The 16,485-nt window shown below is 65.4% G+C and carries 15 protein-coding genes; 6 read left to right on the top strand and 9 right to left on the bottom strand.

Annotation, left to right across the window (positions count from 1 at the left end; genetic code table 11):
- Window positions 1–368: 368 nt before the first annotated feature.
- The 6 genes from tkt to pgl are packed head-to-tail and all read left to right on the top strand — an operon-like array spanning window position 369 to window position 8,599.
- Window positions 369–2,486, top strand: a complete 2,118-nt coding sequence (tkt, locus tag NG697_RS05635; RefSeq protein ID WP_252608016.1) for a transketolase — start codon at window positions 369–371, stop codon at window positions 2,484–2,486.
- Between the two features lie 23 nt (window positions 2,487–2,509).
- Complete coding sequence (tal, locus tag NG697_RS05630) at window positions 2,510–3,625, top strand: transaldolase (RefSeq protein ID WP_252613753.1); 1,116 nt, start codon at window positions 2,510–2,512, stop codon at window positions 3,623–3,625.
- A 6-nt stretch (window positions 3,626–3,631) separates the two neighbouring features.
- The gene (locus tag NG697_RS05625) at window positions 3,632–5,266 is read left to right on the top strand and encodes a phosphoglucose isomerase-related protein (RefSeq protein WP_252598782.1); all 1,635 of its coding nucleotides are present in this window, start codon (window positions 3,632–3,634) and stop codon (window positions 5,264–5,266) included.
- Between the two features lie 15 nt (window positions 5,267–5,281).
- Entirely contained in the window at window positions 5,282–6,853 is a 1,572-nt protein-coding gene (gene zwf, locus NG697_RS05620) for a glucose-6-phosphate dehydrogenase (protein WP_252598781.1), read from the top strand.
- The gene (locus NG697_RS05615; protein WP_252598780.1) at window positions 6,850–7,791 is read left to right on the top strand and encodes a glucose-6-phosphate dehydrogenase assembly protein OpcA; all 942 of its coding nucleotides are present in this window, start codon (window positions 6,850–6,852) and stop codon (window positions 7,789–7,791) included. Before zwf ends, NG697_RS05615 begins: the two co-directional genes overlap by 4 nt.
- Window positions 7,781–8,599, top strand: a complete 819-nt coding sequence (gene pgl, locus NG697_RS05610) for a 6-phosphogluconolactonase (protein ID WP_308216156.1) — start codon at window positions 7,781–7,783, stop codon at window positions 8,597–8,599. The genes NG697_RS05615 and pgl overlap by 11 nt, the downstream gene beginning before the upstream one ends.
- Here pgl and NG697_RS05605 read toward each other — a convergent pair.
- From NG697_RS05605 to rapZ, 9 genes are all read right to left on the bottom strand, one after another.
- The gene (locus NG697_RS05605; RefSeq protein WP_252598779.1) at window positions 8,552–8,947 is read right to left on the bottom strand and encodes an RNA polymerase-binding protein RbpA; all 396 of its coding nucleotides are present in this window, start codon (window positions 8,945–8,947) and stop codon (window positions 8,552–8,554) included. The genes pgl and NG697_RS05605 overlap by 48 nt on opposite strands.
- A gap of 111 nt (window positions 8,948–9,058) precedes the next feature.
- The gene (gene secG, locus NG697_RS05600) at window positions 9,059–9,316 is read right to left on the bottom strand and encodes a preprotein translocase subunit SecG (protein WP_252598778.1); all 258 of its coding nucleotides are present in this window, start codon (window positions 9,314–9,316) and stop codon (window positions 9,059–9,061) included.
- Between the two features lie 51 nt (window positions 9,317–9,367).
- The gene (gene tpiA / locus NG697_RS05595) at window positions 9,368–10,183 is read right to left on the bottom strand and encodes a triose-phosphate isomerase (protein WP_141140574.1); all 816 of its coding nucleotides are present in this window, start codon (window positions 10,181–10,183) and stop codon (window positions 9,368–9,370) included.
- An 87-nt stretch (window positions 10,184–10,270) separates the two neighbouring features.
- The gene (locus NG697_RS05590) at window positions 10,271–11,497 is read right to left on the bottom strand and encodes a phosphoglycerate kinase (protein WP_252598777.1); all 1,227 of its coding nucleotides are present in this window, start codon (window positions 11,495–11,497) and stop codon (window positions 10,271–10,273) included.
- Between the two features lie 10 nt (window positions 11,498–11,507).
- Window positions 11,508–12,518: a type I glyceraldehyde-3-phosphate dehydrogenase gene (gene gap / locus NG697_RS05585; RefSeq protein WP_058932523.1), complete on the bottom strand. Its 1,011-nt coding sequence runs from the start codon at window positions 12,516–12,518 to the stop codon at window positions 11,508–11,510.
- 264 nt (window positions 12,519–12,782) lie between these two features.
- A complete protein-coding gene (locus NG697_RS05580) occupies window positions 12,783–13,409 on the bottom strand; it encodes a superoxide dismutase (RefSeq protein WP_252598776.1) in 627 nt (208 codons plus the stop codon).
- A gap of 111 nt (window positions 13,410–13,520) precedes the next feature.
- Window positions 13,521–14,501, bottom strand: a complete 981-nt coding sequence (gene whiA / locus NG697_RS05575; protein WP_056339766.1) for a DNA-binding protein WhiA — start codon at window positions 14,499–14,501, stop codon at window positions 13,521–13,523.
- A 9-nt stretch (window positions 14,502–14,510) separates the two neighbouring features.
- Window positions 14,511–15,530, bottom strand: a complete 1,020-nt coding sequence (locus NG697_RS05570) for a gluconeogenesis factor YvcK family protein (protein WP_252613752.1) — start codon at window positions 15,528–15,530, stop codon at window positions 14,511–14,513.
- Window positions 15,530–16,453 (bottom strand): RNase adapter RapZ, encoded by a 924-nt coding sequence (gene rapZ, locus NG697_RS05565; RefSeq protein WP_058932525.1) that lies wholly within the window; start codon window positions 16,451–16,453, stop codon window positions 15,530–15,532. The genes NG697_RS05570 and rapZ overlap by 1 nt, the downstream gene beginning before the upstream one ends.
- Window positions 16,454–16,485 lie beyond the last annotated feature (32 nt).

Raw genomic sequence — 16,485 nt, 5'->3', positions numbered from 1 at the left:
GCCTCCAAATATCATACCGTGCGCATTTGTAACAGATGCCCCCTGATTAGGCCCTGATGATTGCGCGCAGGGTGATTCGAGCAGATTAACTCAACCTCACGAAATGGCGATTCACATAAGGGGAAATTGCGTCCAAAAGGTGAGATTTGCACTGACCGCAGAGTGGAATCGAGCTAAGCTGTCACCAGATCAGCAAGCGGCAGAAAAGCGTTGGATAACGCGTTCCCATAGCCCTGCTGAATGATAGATCAACGTTTCGATGGTGAACGGCTGGTACACACCGCAGCGGGCACCATAGCGTGCCCCGAAACGGATCCCGCGTACCGCCCACCATCAGCACAGAGAGGGGCCCGGTTTTCGTGCCACATTTGGAAGAGCAAGAACTGTCATGGACCAGCTTGGACCAGCGCGCGGTGGACACCATCCGCGTTCTGGCTGCGGATGCCGTCGAGAAGGTCGGTAACGGCCACCCGGGCACGGCCATGAGCCTGGCGCCCGCCGCCTACCTTCTCTTCCAGAAGCTGATGCGCCACGACCCGCGCAACCCGGACTGGCTGGGACGCGACCGTTTCATCCTGTCTCCCGGCCACACGTCGCTGACCCTTTACATCCAACTGTTCCTGTCGGGCTACGGCCTGGAACTGAAGGACCTTGAGGCGCTTCGCACTTGGGATTCCCTGACGCCGGGCCACCCGGAGTACAAGCACACTGCCGGTGTGGAGATCACCACCGGGCCGCTGGGCCAGGGCCTGGCCTCGTCGGTCGGGTTCGCGTACTCCCAGCGCCGGATGCGCGGCCTGTTCGACGCCGATGCTGCGGCCGGCGAAAGCCCCTTCGACCACACCATCTGGGTTATCGCCTCCGACGGGGACCTGCAGGAAGGCGTGACGTCCGAGGCGTCCTCGCTGGCCGGCCACCAGGAACTGGGCAACCTTGTAGTTGTCTACGATGAGAACCACATCTCCATCGAGGATGACACCGACATCTCCTTCACCGAGGATGTGCTCAAGCGCTACGAGGCCTACGGCTGGCACACCCAGCGCGTCGACTGGACCGAGACAGGCGAATACGTCGAAGACGTCCAGGAGCTCTACTCCGCGCTGCTCGCCGCGAAGGCCGAGACGTCCAAGCCGTCCATCATCTCGCTGCGCACCATCATCGGCTACCCGGCGCCCAAGAAGCAGAACACGGGCAAGATCCACGGTTCAGCCCTGGGCGCAGAGGAAGTCGCAGGCCTGAAGTCCGTCCTGGGCTTCGACCCCGCCAAGTCCTTCGACGTTGACCAGGAAGTCCTGGCCCACGCCCGCTCCGTCGTGGACCGCGGCGCCGCTGCCAAGAAGGAATGGGAAGAGTCCTTCAACGCCTGGCAGGCCGCCAACCCCGAAGGCTCTGCACTCCTGCAGCGCATCGAGGCCCGCGAACTGCCCGACGGCCTGGACGCCGCGCTTCCGGTCTTCCCGGCCGGCAAGGACGTCTCCACCCGCGCCGCTTCCGGCAAGGTCCTGAACGCACTCGGACCGGTCATGCCGGAACTCTGGGGCGGCTCCGCCGACCTCGCCGAGTCCAACAACACCACCATCGAAGGCTCGCCGTCGTTCGTGCCCGCCTCCAAGCAGACCGATACCTGGTCCGGCAACCCCTACGGCCGGGTCCTGCACTTCGGTATCCGTGAGCACGCCGCGGCATCGATCGTGAACGGCATTGCCCTGCACGGCCGGACCCGCGCGTTCTCCGGCACGTTCCTGATCTTCAGCGACTACCAGCGGCCCGCCATCCGGCTCGGCGCCCTGATGGGTGTTCCGTCCCTGTATGTCTGGACGCACGACTCCATCGGCCTGGGCGAAGACGGCCCCACCCACCAGCCGGTGGAACAGCTCGCTTCCCTGCGCGCCATCGTGGGCCTGGACGTGGTCCGCCCCGGCGATGCCAACGAGGTCGCGGTGGCATGGAAGACCATGCTGGAGAACCACGAGAACCCTGCCGGCATTGTCCTGACCCGCCAGAACATCCCCACCTATGCCCGCGGTGAAGGCGAAGCCGACGGCGACACGTTCGGTTCCGTTTCCGGTGTGGCCAAGGGTGGCTACGTCCTGGCTGAAGCTTCCAAGGACGGCGCCACCGTGCCCGCCGACGTGATCCTGATCGGCACCGGCTCCGAGGTCCAGCTGGCCGTCCAGGCCCGCGAAGCCCTCCAGGCTGAAGGCATCGCTGCCCGAGTCGTCTCCATGCCGTGCGTGGAGTGGTTCAACAAGCAGGACGCCGCTTACCGCGAGTCCGTGCTCCCCGCTGCCGTCAAGGCCCGGGTCTCCGTCGAGGCCGGGCTGGCCCTGGGCTGGAGGGAATTCGTCGGCGACGCCGGACGTTCCATCTCGCTCGAGCACTATGGCGCTTCCGCCGACTACAAGCGCCTTTTCCAGGAGTTCGGCATCACCGCGGTGGCTGTCGCCGCCGCTGCCAAGGACTCCCTCGCTGGCCTGCAGGCCTGAACCAGATTTTAGGAGATATCACCATGACTACCCCTACACAGCAGCTCTCCGACGCCGGAGTATCCATCTGGCTCGATGACCTTTCCCGCAGCCGCCTTGAGACCGGCACGCTGCAGAAGCTGATCGAAGAGAAGAACGTTGTTGGTGTGACCACCAACCCGTCCATCTTCCACGCCGCCATCACGGCCGGCACGGACTACGACGCCATCATCGCGGCGCAGGCAGCAGCCGGCGCCAGCGTCGAGGAGACCATCTTCGAAATCACCACCACCGACGTCGCCGACGCCTGCGACCTCTTCGCACCGGTGGCAGCAGCCACCAACGGTGTTGACGGCCGCGTGTCCATCGAAGTTGACCCGCGCCTTGCCTGGGACACTGCCGGCACCATTGCCGAAGCCAAGCACCTGTACAAGAAGGTCAACAAGGACAACGTCCACATCAAGATCCCGGCCACGCTCGAAGGCCTCGAAGCGATCACCGCGACGCTGGCCGAGGGCATCAGCGTCAACGTGACCCTGATCTTCTCGCTCGAGCGCTACCGCGCAGTCATCAACGCCTTCCAGTCAGGCCTGGAGCAGGCCAAGGACAACGGCCACGACATGTCCAAGATCCACTCGGTCGCGTCGTTCTTCGTGTCCCGCGTGGACTCCGAAATCGACAAGCGCCTTGACGTCATCGGCACCGACGAGGCCAAGGCCCTCAAGGGCAGGGCAGGCGTGGCCAACGCACGCTTGGCCTACCAGGTCTACGAGGAGCTCTTCGCCACCGAACGCTGGGCACTGCTGGCTGAAGCCGGCGCCCTCCCCCAGCGTCCGCTGTGGGCCTCCACCGGCGTCAAGGACCCGGCTTACCCGGACACCCTGTACGTGACCGAACTGGCCGCCCCCGGCGTCGTGAACACCATGCCGGAGAAGACCCTCGATGCCACGTTCGACCACGGCGTCGTCACCGGCGACACCGTCTCCGGCACGTACACCGAGGCCAACGCCACGCTGGACGCGCTGGACGCACTGGGCATCTCCTACAACGAGGTTGTCGCCCTCCTCGAATCCGAAGGCCTGGACAAGTTCGTGGCCAGCTGGAAGGAACTCCTGGGCGACGTCGAAGGTGCCCTTGCCGCCGCACGGAAGGCCTCCTAACCCACTATGAGCACTCTCAGCTACGACGCCACCGGTGCCGCGCAGCAGGCACTCGAGCAGCACCTGCCCGCCCTCGTGGCGGACCGCATCGCCACCCGGATCTTCGCCAAGGACCACACCCTGTGGGGTCCCGACGCCGAGGCCGAGTCCGCTGTCCGCCTCGGCTGGGTGGAGGCGGCCACCGTCTCACAGGCCCTTGTGGCCGGCATCCTCGAGCTCCGTGATGCCCTCAAGGCTGACGGCGTGACCCGCATCGTGCTTTGCGGCATGGGCGGATCTTCGCTGGCTCCCGAGGTCATCGCCGGCACCGCTGGCGTCGAGCTGACAGTGCTGGACAGCACCGACCCCGACCAGGTCCGTGCTGCCCTCGCAGACCGGCTGGCCGAAACCGCGATTGTGGTTTCGTCCAAGTCCGGTTCAACCCTGGAGACCGACTCCCAGCGCCGGATCTTCGAGCACGCCTTCACCGAGGCCGGCATCGAAGCGAAGAGCCGGATCATCATCGTCACCGATCCCGGTTCCCCGCTGGATAAGGCATCGCGTGAGGCCGGCTACCGCGCCGTCTTCAACGCCGATCCGAACGTGGGCGGCCGCTACTCGGCCCTCACCGCATTCGGGCTGGTCCCCTCGGGCCTGGCCGGTGTGGATATCCAGGCCTTCCTGGATGAGGCCGAGGAAGCCGCCGAGATCCTGAACGAGGACGCCGCCGAGAACATCGGTCTGGCCCTCGGAACAGCCCTGGGCGGAACCAACCCGCTGCGCAACAAGATTGTCATCGCCGAGGACGGCTCAGGCATTGTGGGCTTCGCGGACTGGGCCGAACAGCTCATCGCCGAATCCACCGGCAAGCTCGGTACCGGCGTCCTGCCGGTGGTTGCCGGACTGACGTCGCCGGAGGTCACCTCCGGCGCCGCGGACGTCCTGGTGGTGCGGCTGGTAGCCGCGGATGCCGACGTCGAACTCGGTGACAACGAGGTAGCCATCGCGGGCGGCCTGGCCACCCAGATGATGGTGTGGGAGTTCGCCACTGCCGTGGCCGGGCGCCTCCTGGGCATCAACCCGTATGACCAGCCGGACGTGGAGGCAGCCAAGGTTGCCGCCCGCGGCCTGCTGGATGCCCAGCCCGAACCGACCCCTGCCGCCTTCGTGGACGGCGCCGTTGAGGTCCGCGGCGGTGACTGGCTCCGTGGGGCAGCCACCGCGGAGGAAGCCGTCGGCGCCCTCCTTGGAACGCTCGACGACGACAGCTACCTCAGCGTCCATGCCTACTTTGACCGGCTGGCCTTCGCAGAGCTGGAAGGCATCCGCGACCCGCTTGCCGGCGTAAGCGGCCGTCCCGTCACGTTTGGCTGGGGCCCGCGGTTCCTGCACTCCACCGGGCAGTTCCACAAGGGCGGACCCGCCATTGGAGTCTTTCTCCAGGTCACGGCCGCTCCTGCGGAAGACCTGGCCATCCCGGACCGTCCGTTCACGTTCGGGGAACTGATTTCCGCCCAGGCCGCGGGCGACGCCCAGGTCCTGGCCGGCCATGGCCGCCCTGTCCTGCGACTGCACCTGACCGACCGCGCCGCCGGAGTTGCACAGCTGCAGGAGATCATTGCAGCACTCGCAGCCCGGTCAGCTTCCGTCACCGAAAACTAAGGCTCAACAGCAAACATGCCAGAAACTGAAAACGGCAGGAATTCCGCGACGCGTTCCGGGCGATCAGGGCGGAATCCGCTCCGGGATCCCCGTGACCGTCGTCTGAATCGGATTGCCGGTCCGTCGTCGTTGGTGCTCTTCGGGGTGACCGGGGATCTTGCCCGTAAGAAGCTCATGCCGGCCGTGTATGACCTGGCGAACCGGGGGCTGTTGCCGCCGAGTTTCGCGTTGGTGGGTTTCGGCCGCCGTCCGTGGAGTGATGCGGAGTTCGCTGCTGAGGTGAAGGCGTCGGTGAAGTCGTACTCGCGGACGCCGTTTGATGAGGCGGTGTGGAACCAGCTCGCTGAGGGTATCCGTTTTGTCCAGGGCGAGTTCGACGACGATGACGCCTTTGAGCGGTTGGGTGACACGATCGCTGAGCTGGATGAGCAGCGCGGAACGCGGGGCAATCACGCGTTTTACCTCTCGATCCCGCCGAAGGCGTTTGAACAGGTCTGCCGCCAGCTGTCCAAGCACGGCCTCGCGCAGGCTGAGAGTGAGAAGTGGCGGCGGGTGGTGATCGAGAAGCCGTTCGGGCATGACCTGGACTCGGCCCGGCAGCTGAACGACATTGTGGAGTCGGTCTTCCCGCCGGATGCGGTGTTCCGGATCGATCATTACCTGGGTAAGGAAACGGTCCAGAACATCCTGGCGCTGCGTTTCGCGAACCAGTTGTTCGAGCCGTTGTGGAACGCCAATTATGTGGACCACGTCCAGATCACGATGGCCGAGGACATCGGCACGGGCGGCCGCGCCGGGTATTACGACGGTGTGGGCGCTGCCCGCGACGTGATCCAGAACCACCTGCTCCAGCTGCTGGCTTTGACGGCCATGGAGGAGCCCATTTCCTTCAACGCCGATGATCTGCGGGCGGAGAAGGAAAAGGTCCTTGCCGCGGTCAAGCTCCCGGAGGATTTGTCGACGCATTCGGCGCGCGGGCAGTTCGCCGGTGGCTGGCAGGGCGGGGAACAGGTCCAGGGCTATCTGGAGGAAGAGGGCATCCCGGCGGATTCAAAGACGGAGACGTTCGCGGCTATCCGGGTGGACATCCATACCCGCCGCTGGTCCGGCGTGCCGTTCTACCTGCGTGCGGGCAAGCGCCTGGGCCGGCGGGTGACGGAGATCGCGGTGGTGTTCAAGCGCGCCCCGAACCTGTTGTTCCGTGACCATGGTGAGGATGACTTCGGCCAGAATGCCGTGGTGATCCGGGTCCAGCCCGATGAGGGTGCGACGATCCGGTTCGGGTCCAAGGTCCCGGGCACGCAGATGGAAGTCCGGGACGTGACCATGGACTTCGGCTACGGGCATTCCTTTACCGAGTCCAGCCCCGAAGCCTATGAGCGCCTCATCCTCGATGTGCTCCTGGGCGAGCCGCCGCTGTTCCCGCGGCACGCGGAGGTGGAGCTGTCCTGGAAGATCCTGGACCCCTTTGAAGACTACTGGGCCGGACTCAAAGAGCAGCCGGAGCCCTACGCCCCGGGGTCCTGGGGCCCTGCCTCGGCCGATGAACTGCTGGCCCGTGACGGACGAACCTGGAGAAGGCCATGATTGTAGATTTGCCTGACACCACCACCTCGAAGATCTCCAAGAAGATTATGTCCCTGCGTGAGCAGGGCGGCGTGATCGCCCTGGGCCGGGTCCTGACCCTGGTGGTCGTCACCCGGTCCGGGCTCGAGGAAGAAGCGATCGAGGCCGCGAACGAGGCCAGCCGCGAACACCCCTGCCGGATCATCGTCCTCGCCGACGCCGGGGCGACCGCCCCGAACCGGCTCGACGCGCAGATCCGGGTCGGCGGTGACGCCGGCGCGTCCGAGGTCATCGTGCTCCGCGGCTACGGCGAGCTCGCCCACGAAAGCGAATCCCTGGTCGCGGCCCTGCTCCTGCCGGACGCGCCGATCGTGGCCTGGTGGCCGCACGGGGCACCGAAGAACGCCTGCGAAACCTCCGTGGGCCGGATCGCGCACCGCCGGATCACCGACTCCGCGAACGAAACCGATCCCCAGGCCGCGCTGGAGAACATCCGGGCCACGTACAAGGCCGGGGACACCGACCTCGCCTGGACCCGGCTGACCAACTGGCGGATTCAGCTCGCGGCAGTCCTGGACCAGGTGGACTCCTCCCCCGTGACCGCCGTGGCCGTCGAAGGCGCCTCCGACTCCCCGTCCACCATCCTGCTGGCGGCATGGCTTACCCTGGCCCTGGACGCGCCTGTGACCATCGTCGCGGACCCCGCCGGCACCGGTATCCGCCGGGTCCGGCTCACGCGCCACACCGGCGACGTCCAGCTCTTCCGCCCCGGACTCTCCGTCGCCGAACTCACCCAGCCCGGACAGCCCGCCCAACGCATCTCCCTCCCACGCCGCAGCCTCAAAGACTGCCTCGCCGAAGAGCTCCGCCGCCTCGACCCCGACGAAGTGTTCGGCGAAGTGATTACTATTGGACTGCCACGTACCAATCTAAGGAGTGTCCGACCCAGTGAGCGTTGAGCCAAGAGTTAGCATCCATCCTGATTCGTCCGTCCTGATGGCCGCCATTGCGGCCCGCCTGATCACCAAGCTGGTGGATGTGCAGGACAAGCACGGTGAGGCCACGGTGGTGCTGACCGGCGGCACAGTAGGCATCGGAACGCTGAAGGCTGTTGCGGATTCTCCGGCAGCGCCGGCCGTCGACTGGTCCAGGGTGAACTTTTGGTGGGGTGACGAGCGCTTTGTTGCCGCGGACCATCCCGACCGGAACACCAGGCAGGCGTTTGCTGCACTCCTGTCGAGCATTCCGGTTGATCCTGCAAGGATCAACCAGCCTGCCTCCTCGGATGACTTCGACACGCCCGAAGAAGCCGCCGAGGACTACGCGCGCAGGCTCCGGGAAGCAGCCCAGGCCGAACACGCTGCCGACATGTCCGACGACCGTCCGGACGAACCGGGAGTACTGCCGCGGCTGGACGTTGTGCTGCTGGGCGTTGGCCCGGACGCCCACATTGCCTCGCTCTTCCCGGAGCAGGGCGGAATCCGGGAGAAGGAGCGGACAGTCGTTGGCGTCCGCAATTCCCCCAAGCCGCCGCCCCAGCGGATCTCGCTCACGCTTCCCGCCATAAACACTGCTGCCGAGGTCTGGATGGTGGTGGCGGGCGAGGACAAGGCTGGCGCGGTGGGCCTGGCCCTGGCGGGCGCCAACCCGGTACAGGTACCGGCGGCAGGCCCGCGGGGAACATCCCGCACGCTGTGGCTTATCGACGAAAACGCAGCGTCACGCGTCCCGCAGCAGCTCGTCCGGAAGGACGCCGCCGGCGCGTAGCCTTTCCAGCGCTCCGGCCAGGACAGCTTGGGCGTCCTGGTCGGAGCGCCGTTCTTTAACGTATTCAAGGTGGCTCTTGAAGCCTTCGTCCAGCGGGTCCGGCAGGTCGGCTTCCTTGCCGTACCGTGATGCCGGAGCCCCGCAGCGCCGGCAGTCCCAGACCGTGGGAAGCTGCTCCTCCGGCAACCGCAGGAAAACAAGCTGGGTCTCATGCCCCTTGGCGCACCAAAAGGAAACCCTGATACGGGGCACCCTCTCGCCCGAGGCCGCTTCTGACTGGTTCTTGGGACCGGCTCCTTCTGTGACACCCACCCGGGTGCCGCGGAACGCTGACGCACTATGTACCATCGGGACTCCTGGCTGCTTAAACACAAAACTGTGGCTGTTGGAAGCCAACAGCCACAGTTTAGTTCGGAGATCCCCATCGCGGCAGTGCCGGGCGACGATCAGTTGCAGGAGCTATGAGTCCCCTGCGCCGCTGAAGCGCATGAACAGGCCAAGGGCGATGATCACGACGCCCCAGGTAACGCCCAGAATCACCGTGAACCTGTTCAGGTTCCGCTCGGCCACGCCGGAGGAGCTGAGGCCGGAACTCATACCGCCGCCGAACATGTCCGACAGCCCGCCACCCCGGCCCTTGTGGAGGAGGATAAGCAGGGTCAGCAGAAGGCTGGTGATGCCCAGGAGAATCTGCAGAATGACATGAAGAACGTCCACGACGGCCTTTCAGAAGATTGGAATTGCGGGAGCCTGGAGCTGAGTGACGGACTAGTCCGTCACCAGGTGACTCTCGAACCTGACAATATTAGCAAACTCCGCGGGATCGAGGCTTGCCCCGCCGACCAACACGCCGTCAACGTCGCGTTCCTTCAGGATCGCGGCGACATTATTGGCCTTGACCGAGCCGCCGTAGAGCAGACGGATCTTCGCCGCAACGTCATCGCCGAAGAGCGTGGCCAGTTCCGCGCGGATGGCGGCGCACATTTCCTGGGCGTCCTCCGGCCCGGCCACTTCACCGGTGCCGATGGCCCAGACGGGCTCGTAGGCCACCACAAGCTCTGCCGCCTGCTCGGCCGTCAAACCGGCGACGTTCGCCCGGAGCTGTGTCAGCGTGTGCTCGACATGCGTGCCGGCCTGGCGGATTTCCAGGCCTTCCCCCACGCAAAGGACCGGAGTGACACTGTGCTTGAACGCTGCCTTGACCTTGGCGTTGAGCACTTCGTCGGATTCCTGGTGGATGGTGCGGCGTTCACTGTGCCCCACCAGGACGTAGCGGCAGCCCAGCTTGTTCAGGAACTGGCCGGAGGTGTCGCCCGTGTAGGCGCCCGAGTCGAACTGGGAGAGGTCCTGGCCGCCGTAGGCTATGTCCAGTTCATCTCCCTGGACGAGGGTCTGCACGCCGCGGAGGTCGGTGAATGGCGGGAAGACGGCCACCTCAACCCGGTTGTAGTCGTGCTTGGCGTCGGACAGGGTCCAGGCCAGTTTTTGCAGGAGGGTGATGCCCTGGACATGGTCCATGTTCATCTTCCAGTTGCCTGCAATGAGAGGCGTGCGGTCAAAAGCGCCGTTCGTTGACGTAGTCACGTGTTCTCCAAAAGTACTTGATATGTGTGCGGCCGGCAGGGTGCCCGCGGGCACCCTGCCGGCCGGAGGACTTGGCAGTCCAGGTGCCTAACGGTCCAGGACGCTGAGTCCCGGGAGTTCCTTGCCTTCGAGATATTCCAGGCTGGCGCCGCCGCCGGTGGAAATGTGACCGAACTGGTCGTCAGCGAAGCCGAGCGTCCGCACGGCGGCAGCGGAGTCGCCGCCGCCGACCACGGTGAACGCGTCGACCTCGGTGAGGGCCTGGGCCACGGCGCGGGTTCCGCCGGAGAATGCTTCGAATTCAAAGACGCCCATGGGCCCGTTCCAGAACACCGTTTTGGCGCCCTTGATGCGGTCCGCAAAAGCGGCTGCAGAGTCCGGTCCGATGTCCAGGCCGATGCCCCGGGCACCGAAGCTGCTGCCCTCGATGCCGTCCGCGGGGACAGTCTCGTAGTCAGCGTCGGACGCGAACTTACCGGCCACCACAACGTCGGTGGGCACAATGAATTCGGTGCCGGCACCGGCAGCCCGCTTCAGGTAGTCCTGGACAACCGGGATCTGGTCTTCTTCCAGGAGGCTGCCGGCCACGCTGTGGCCCTCTGCTGCCAGGAACGTGAAGAGCATGCCGCCGCCCACCAGGATGGTGTCGGCCTTGCCGATGAGGTTGTCGATGACCGCCAGCTTGTCGGAGACCTTGGAGCCGCCGAGCACCACCACGTAGGGCCGCTGCGTGTCAGCTGTCAGCTTCCGCAGGACCTCCACCTCGGTGTGCACAAGATCGCCCTGGTAGGACGGGAGCCGGGTGGCGACGTCGTAGACACTGGCGTGCTTGCGGTGCACGGCACCAAAGGCGTCGTCAACGTAGGCGCCGTTGGCCCCGGTCAGGGCCACCAGTTCGTCCGCGAAGGCGCCGCGTTCGGCGTCGTCCTTGCTGGTCTCCCGGGCGTCGAAGCGCACGTTCTCCAGGACGAGGACCTCGCCGTCCTGAAGGGAGGAGGCGAGTTCCTTAGCGGAGCTGCCCACGGTGTCCTTCGCGAGCGAGACCTTGAAGGCGGCAAGTTCGGCGAGCCGCGCTACGGCAGGCCGGAGGGAGTACTTTTCCTCCGGAGCGCCCTTGGGGCGTCCGAGGTGGGCTGTTACCAGCACGCGGGCACCGGCGTCCGTGAGCTTTCCCAGTACTGGCAGAGAGGCCTTGATGCGGCCGTCGTCAGTCACTGTAGAGCCGTCGAGCGGCACATTCAGGTCACTTCTGACAAGAATGTACCGCCCGCGGACACCTTCAGCGATCAGTTCGTTGAGGGTGTGGAATGTCATGTGTCTAACCCTAGCCCAGCTTGGCTGCGACGAGCTCCGTGAGGTCCACGAGGCGGTTGGAGTAGCCCCATTCGTTGTCATACCAGGAAACAACCTTGACCTGGTTGCCGATGACCTTGGTCAGGCCGGAGTCGAAGATCGACGACGCCGGGTCCCCGACGATGTCCGAGGACACGATCGGTGCGTCCGTGTAGGTCAGGATGCCCTGGAACTCGTCGGACTCCGAAGCCTTCTTCAGCGCCGCGTTGACTTCCTCGACGGTAGTCTCGCGGGAGACCGTGACGGTGAGGTCGGTGGCCGAGCCGGTGGGGACGGGCACGCGGATGGCGAAGCCGTCCAGCTTGCCCTTGAGCTCGGGCAGGACCAGGCCGATCGCTTTGGCCGCACCCGTGGAGGTGGGAACCATGTTGATGGCGGCGGCACGGGCACGGCGGAGGTCGTTGTGCGGGCCGTCCTGCAGGTTCTGGTCAGCCGTGTAGGCGTGGATGGTGGTCATCAGGCCACGCTCGATGCCGAAGGTGTCGTTGAGGACCTTGGCCAGCGGGCCCAGGCAGTTGGTGGTGCAGGACGCGTTGGAAATGATGTTGTGCGCCGCGTTGTCGTACAGGCCCTCGTTGACGCCCATCACGATGGTGATGTCCTCGTCGGAGGCAGGTGCGGAGATCAGGACCTTCTTGGCGCCTGCGTCGATGTGCTTCTGCGCGGCAGCGGCCTTGGTGAAGAAGCCGGTGGACTCGATGACGATGTCGACGCCCAGCTCGCCCCAGGGCAAGTTGGCGGGATCGCGTTCGGCGAGAACCTTGATGACGTTGCCGTCGACAACGATGTTGCCGTCCTTGACCTCAACGGTTTCCTTCAGGCGGCCGCCGACGGAGTCGTACTTAAGCAGGTGGGCCAGTGCCTCAGGGCTGGTGAGGTCGTTGACGGCAACGATCTCCAGGTCCGCGCCCTGTGCGAGGGCTGCGCGGAAGTAGTTGCGGCCGATGCGGCCGAAGCCGTTGATACCAATACGGGTCGTCACTTGTTCAGTCTCCTTGGTGCTTGATTAAGCACAAACTAGTTGAGCGGGCATTGAAGCCAACTAACAGATCCCGCACGCCATTGGGCAGAGATGATTAACAGATCGGAGGGCGACCAGCCACATTGCTGAAGGCAGACCGCCTTCCGTGATCCATCTTACGTTTAAGTAGGTCCGCCCCCGCAAGTGCGGGGGCGGACCTTCCACATTCCGGCCGAAATCACGCCGAAATGTGAAGTTTGTTACACGCTCATGTACTGCGGGTCACTACGGCAGGGTGATGAGGCCCGTGGCGTTGGTGCGTGCAGCAGCGAAGCGCTTGGCGACATCGGCCCAGTTGACAATGTTCCAGAAGGCCTTGACGTAGTCAGCCTTGACGTTGACGTAGTCCAGGTAGAAGGCGTGCTCCCACATGTCCAGCATCAGCAGCGGCGTGGTGCCGAGAGCCACGTTGCCCTGCTGGTCGTAGAGCTGCTCGATGACCAGGTTGCCACCGATCGGCTCGTAGGCCAGGAAACCCCAGCCCGATCCCTGCAGGCCAAGGGCAGCCGCGGAGAACTGTGCGCGGAAGGCGTCGAAGGAACCGAAGGCGTCATCGATGGCAGCCGCCAGCTCGCCCTCAGGCTTGTCGCCGCCGTCCGGTGACAGGTTGTTCCAGAACACCGAGTGGTTGATGTGGCCGCCGGTGTGGAACGCGAGGTCCTTCGAAAGGCGGTTGATGTTGGCGAAATCGCCCTTGTCGCGCGCCTCTGCCAGCTGGGCAAGGGCGTTGTTGGCACCTGCAACGTAGGCAGCGTGGTGTTTGCTGTGGTGCAGCTCCATGATGCGCGCCGAAATGTGCGGCTCAAGCGCCGCGTAGTCGTAGCTGAGTTCTGGCAGTACGTACTCGGTCACAAAATCCTCCAATGTCGTGGACGGTCTGTCCGGGTTGTAACTCTCGGATTGTGCATCCGGATGACTGGCATCCGGAAGATCAGGGTGAACGCTCTGATTCTAGGGGCGCCGCTACTCGTCCAGCATCTCAGGCGTCACATTGGCATCAGTGCCAGGGATCCCCAAATCGATGGCCCGCTTATCCGCCATGGCCAGGAGCCGGCGGATGCGGCCGGCGATGGCGTCCTTGGTCATTACCGGATCTGCCAGGCGCCCCAGCTCGTCCAGGCTCGCCTGTTTGTGGGCCACCCGGAGTTCGCCGGCGTATTTGAGGTGGTCCGGGACGTCGTCACCCAGGATCTCCAGTGCCCGGTCAACCCTGGCTCCGGCGGCCACGGCCGCCTGGGCGGAGCGCCGCAGGTTGGCGTCGTCAAAGTTGGCCAGCCGGTTGGCCGTGGCCCTGACTTCCTTGCGCATCCTGCGTTCTTCCCAGACCATCAGGGCGTCGTGGGCGCCCATGCGGATGAGCAGGGCGGCGATGGTGTCGCCGTCGCGGATCACCACACGGTCCACTCCCCTGACTTCGCGGGCTTTGGCCTGGATGCCAAGACGGCGGGCGGCACCAACGAGGGCAAGCGCCGACTCGGGACCCGGGCAGGTGACCTCAAGCGATGACGAACGGCCCGGTTCCGTGAGGGACCCGTGGGCCAGGAAAGCTCCACGCCACACGGCCTCGGCGTCGGCGGCCGAGCCGTTAACGACGGCCGAGGGAAGCCCCCGCACCGGCCGGCCGCGGCCGTCCAGGAGGCCTGTCTGCCGGGCCAGGGACTCGCCGTCGCGGACTACCCGCACCACGTACCGGCTGCCGCGGCGCAGTCCGCCGCCGGAGACGACGATGATCTCGCTCTGGTGCCCGTAAACCTCAGCAATGGCCGCCCGGAGCCTGCGCGCCGTCGATGCGAGGTCAACCTCGGCTTCGATCACGATCCTGCCCGAGATGATGTGCAGGCCGCCGGCGAAGCGCAGCATTGCCGAGACCTCTGCCTTGCGGACTGAAGATTTCTTGATGTCCAGACGGGACAGTTCTTCCTTGACCGATGATGTCAGTGCCATGGCACCTTCCTAACTGTTCCCGAAAATGTCGTGGTACGCCGCTGCCAGACGCAGGGGGTCATGGACGGGTCGGCGGCCCGACGCCCCCACTTTACCCAAGACAACCTCGGCGCCGATCATCCCGGCGGCTTTCTCGAACTCCTGCCGGTCCGGCACCGACGCGGGATCCGCCAAGACAACGTCGACGCTGAAGTCCGGCGCATACCGGCGCAGTGCGTACAGGTGGTCCGCCGCCGACATGCCCGTGGTCTCCTTGGTGTCCGTGGCCAGGTTCATGGTGAGGCAGCGTTTTGCGGCTGTGGCACTCAGGGCGTCACGCATTTCCGGGAGCAGCAGGTGCGGCAGCACGGACGTGTACCAGGACCCCGGCCCCAGGATTACCCAGTCAGCCAGTTCGATGGCTGTCAGGGCTTCAACGCAGGCCGGCGCCTGTTCGGGCAGGAGGCGGACGTGCTCCAGCGAGCCGGCAACGGCGCACCGCGCCTGCCCGCGGACTGTCTGGAGCGCGAACGTGCCGTCAGGTGCAGTGACGCGGATGTCACCTTCAATGGTCAGCGGAACGGTGGACATGGGCAGGACCTGTCCACGGGCACCGAGCAGGGCGCCGGCCCACTTCAGGCCGGCCACGGTGTCGTCCAGCAGCTCCCAAAGGGTGACGATGAGCAGGTTGCCCATTGCATGCTCGTCCAGCGATCCGCCGCTGCCCTGGCCTGGCCTGAAACGGTGCTGCATCACGTCGCGCCAGGTGCGTCCCCAGTCCGTGTCATCGCACAAGGCGGAGAGCGCCATGCGCAGGTCTCCGGGCGGCAGGACGCCGTACTCGTCGCGCAGACGCCCTGAAGACCCGCCGTCGTCCGCCACAGTGACAATGGCGGTCAGCTCGGAGGTGAGCAGCCGCAGCGCCGAGAGCGAAGCGGACAGTCCGTGCCCGCCGCCGAGCGCCACGACGTTGGGGCCCTTGTCCTGCTGGCCGGCTGCCGTTCCGCTGGAAACCGGTACGAGCGGGAGGGGCCCGGTGAACATCCCCATTACTCGCGGCCCAGATCCCGATGCGTGGTGGTCACGGTCACGCGCGGATACTGTGCCAGTTTCTTGGAAAGCTCGACGGCGACGGCCACGGACCGGTGCTTGCCGCCGGTACAGCCGACGGCGATGGTGGCGTAGTGCTTGTTTTCGCGCCGGTAACCGTCCAGGACGGGCTCGAGCGCCAGGACATAGCGGTCCACGAAGTTCTTTACACCTTCCGCCTCGAGGACATAATCGCTGACGTCCTTGTCCAGGCCCGTATGCGGGCGCAACTGCGGGACCCAGTGCGGATTCGGGATGAACCGGACGTCAGCAACGTAGTTGGAATCCACCGGCAGTCCGTACTTGAAGCCAAAGCTCATGACGTTGAGCCGCAGTGCCACCGGGCCGGTCTCGCTAAAGAGTTCCGTGATGGCGGTAGCCAGGGCGTGGACGTTGTAGGTCGAGGTATCCAGTACGACGTCGGAGCTGTCGCGCAGTTCCTTGAGCACCTCCCGTTCGGCTGCAATGCCGTCGAGGATGCGGCCGCCTTCCTGGAGCGGATGGGGCCTGCGGCCCTGCTCGAACCGGCGGACCAGGACGTCGTCTTTGGCGTCGAGGAAAAGGACGCGGAACTTGACACCACTGGCGGCGAGGGCCCCCAGGGCCGCACGGACGTCGACAAAGAGGCCTTTGCTGCGGACATCCATCACCACGGCCAGCCGCGGAATGGACTGCGGAGCGTGGGAGACAATCTCGGCCAGGGTGCCGAGCATCTGCGGCGGCAGGTTTTCCACGACATACCAGCCATGGTCCTCAAGTGCGTCCGCGGCGGTGCTGCGTCCCGCCCCTGACATACCGGTGACCACCAGCAGTTCCGCTTCGAGGGGCTTGACCGGCGTCAGCCCGTCCTGCTCCGTCCCGGATTCCGCCGTAGAGTCTGCCATTCGTTCCGCCCCGTTCCTGTTCAGATGAAGGC

It is taken from the genome of Pseudarthrobacter raffinosi, assembly GCF_023913835.1.
In the GTDB taxonomy this organism is placed as follows: Bacteria; Actinomycetota; Actinomycetes; order Actinomycetales; family Micrococcaceae; genus Arthrobacter; species Arthrobacter raffinosi.
This window is presented reverse-complemented; position numbering and strand designations above follow the sequence as displayed.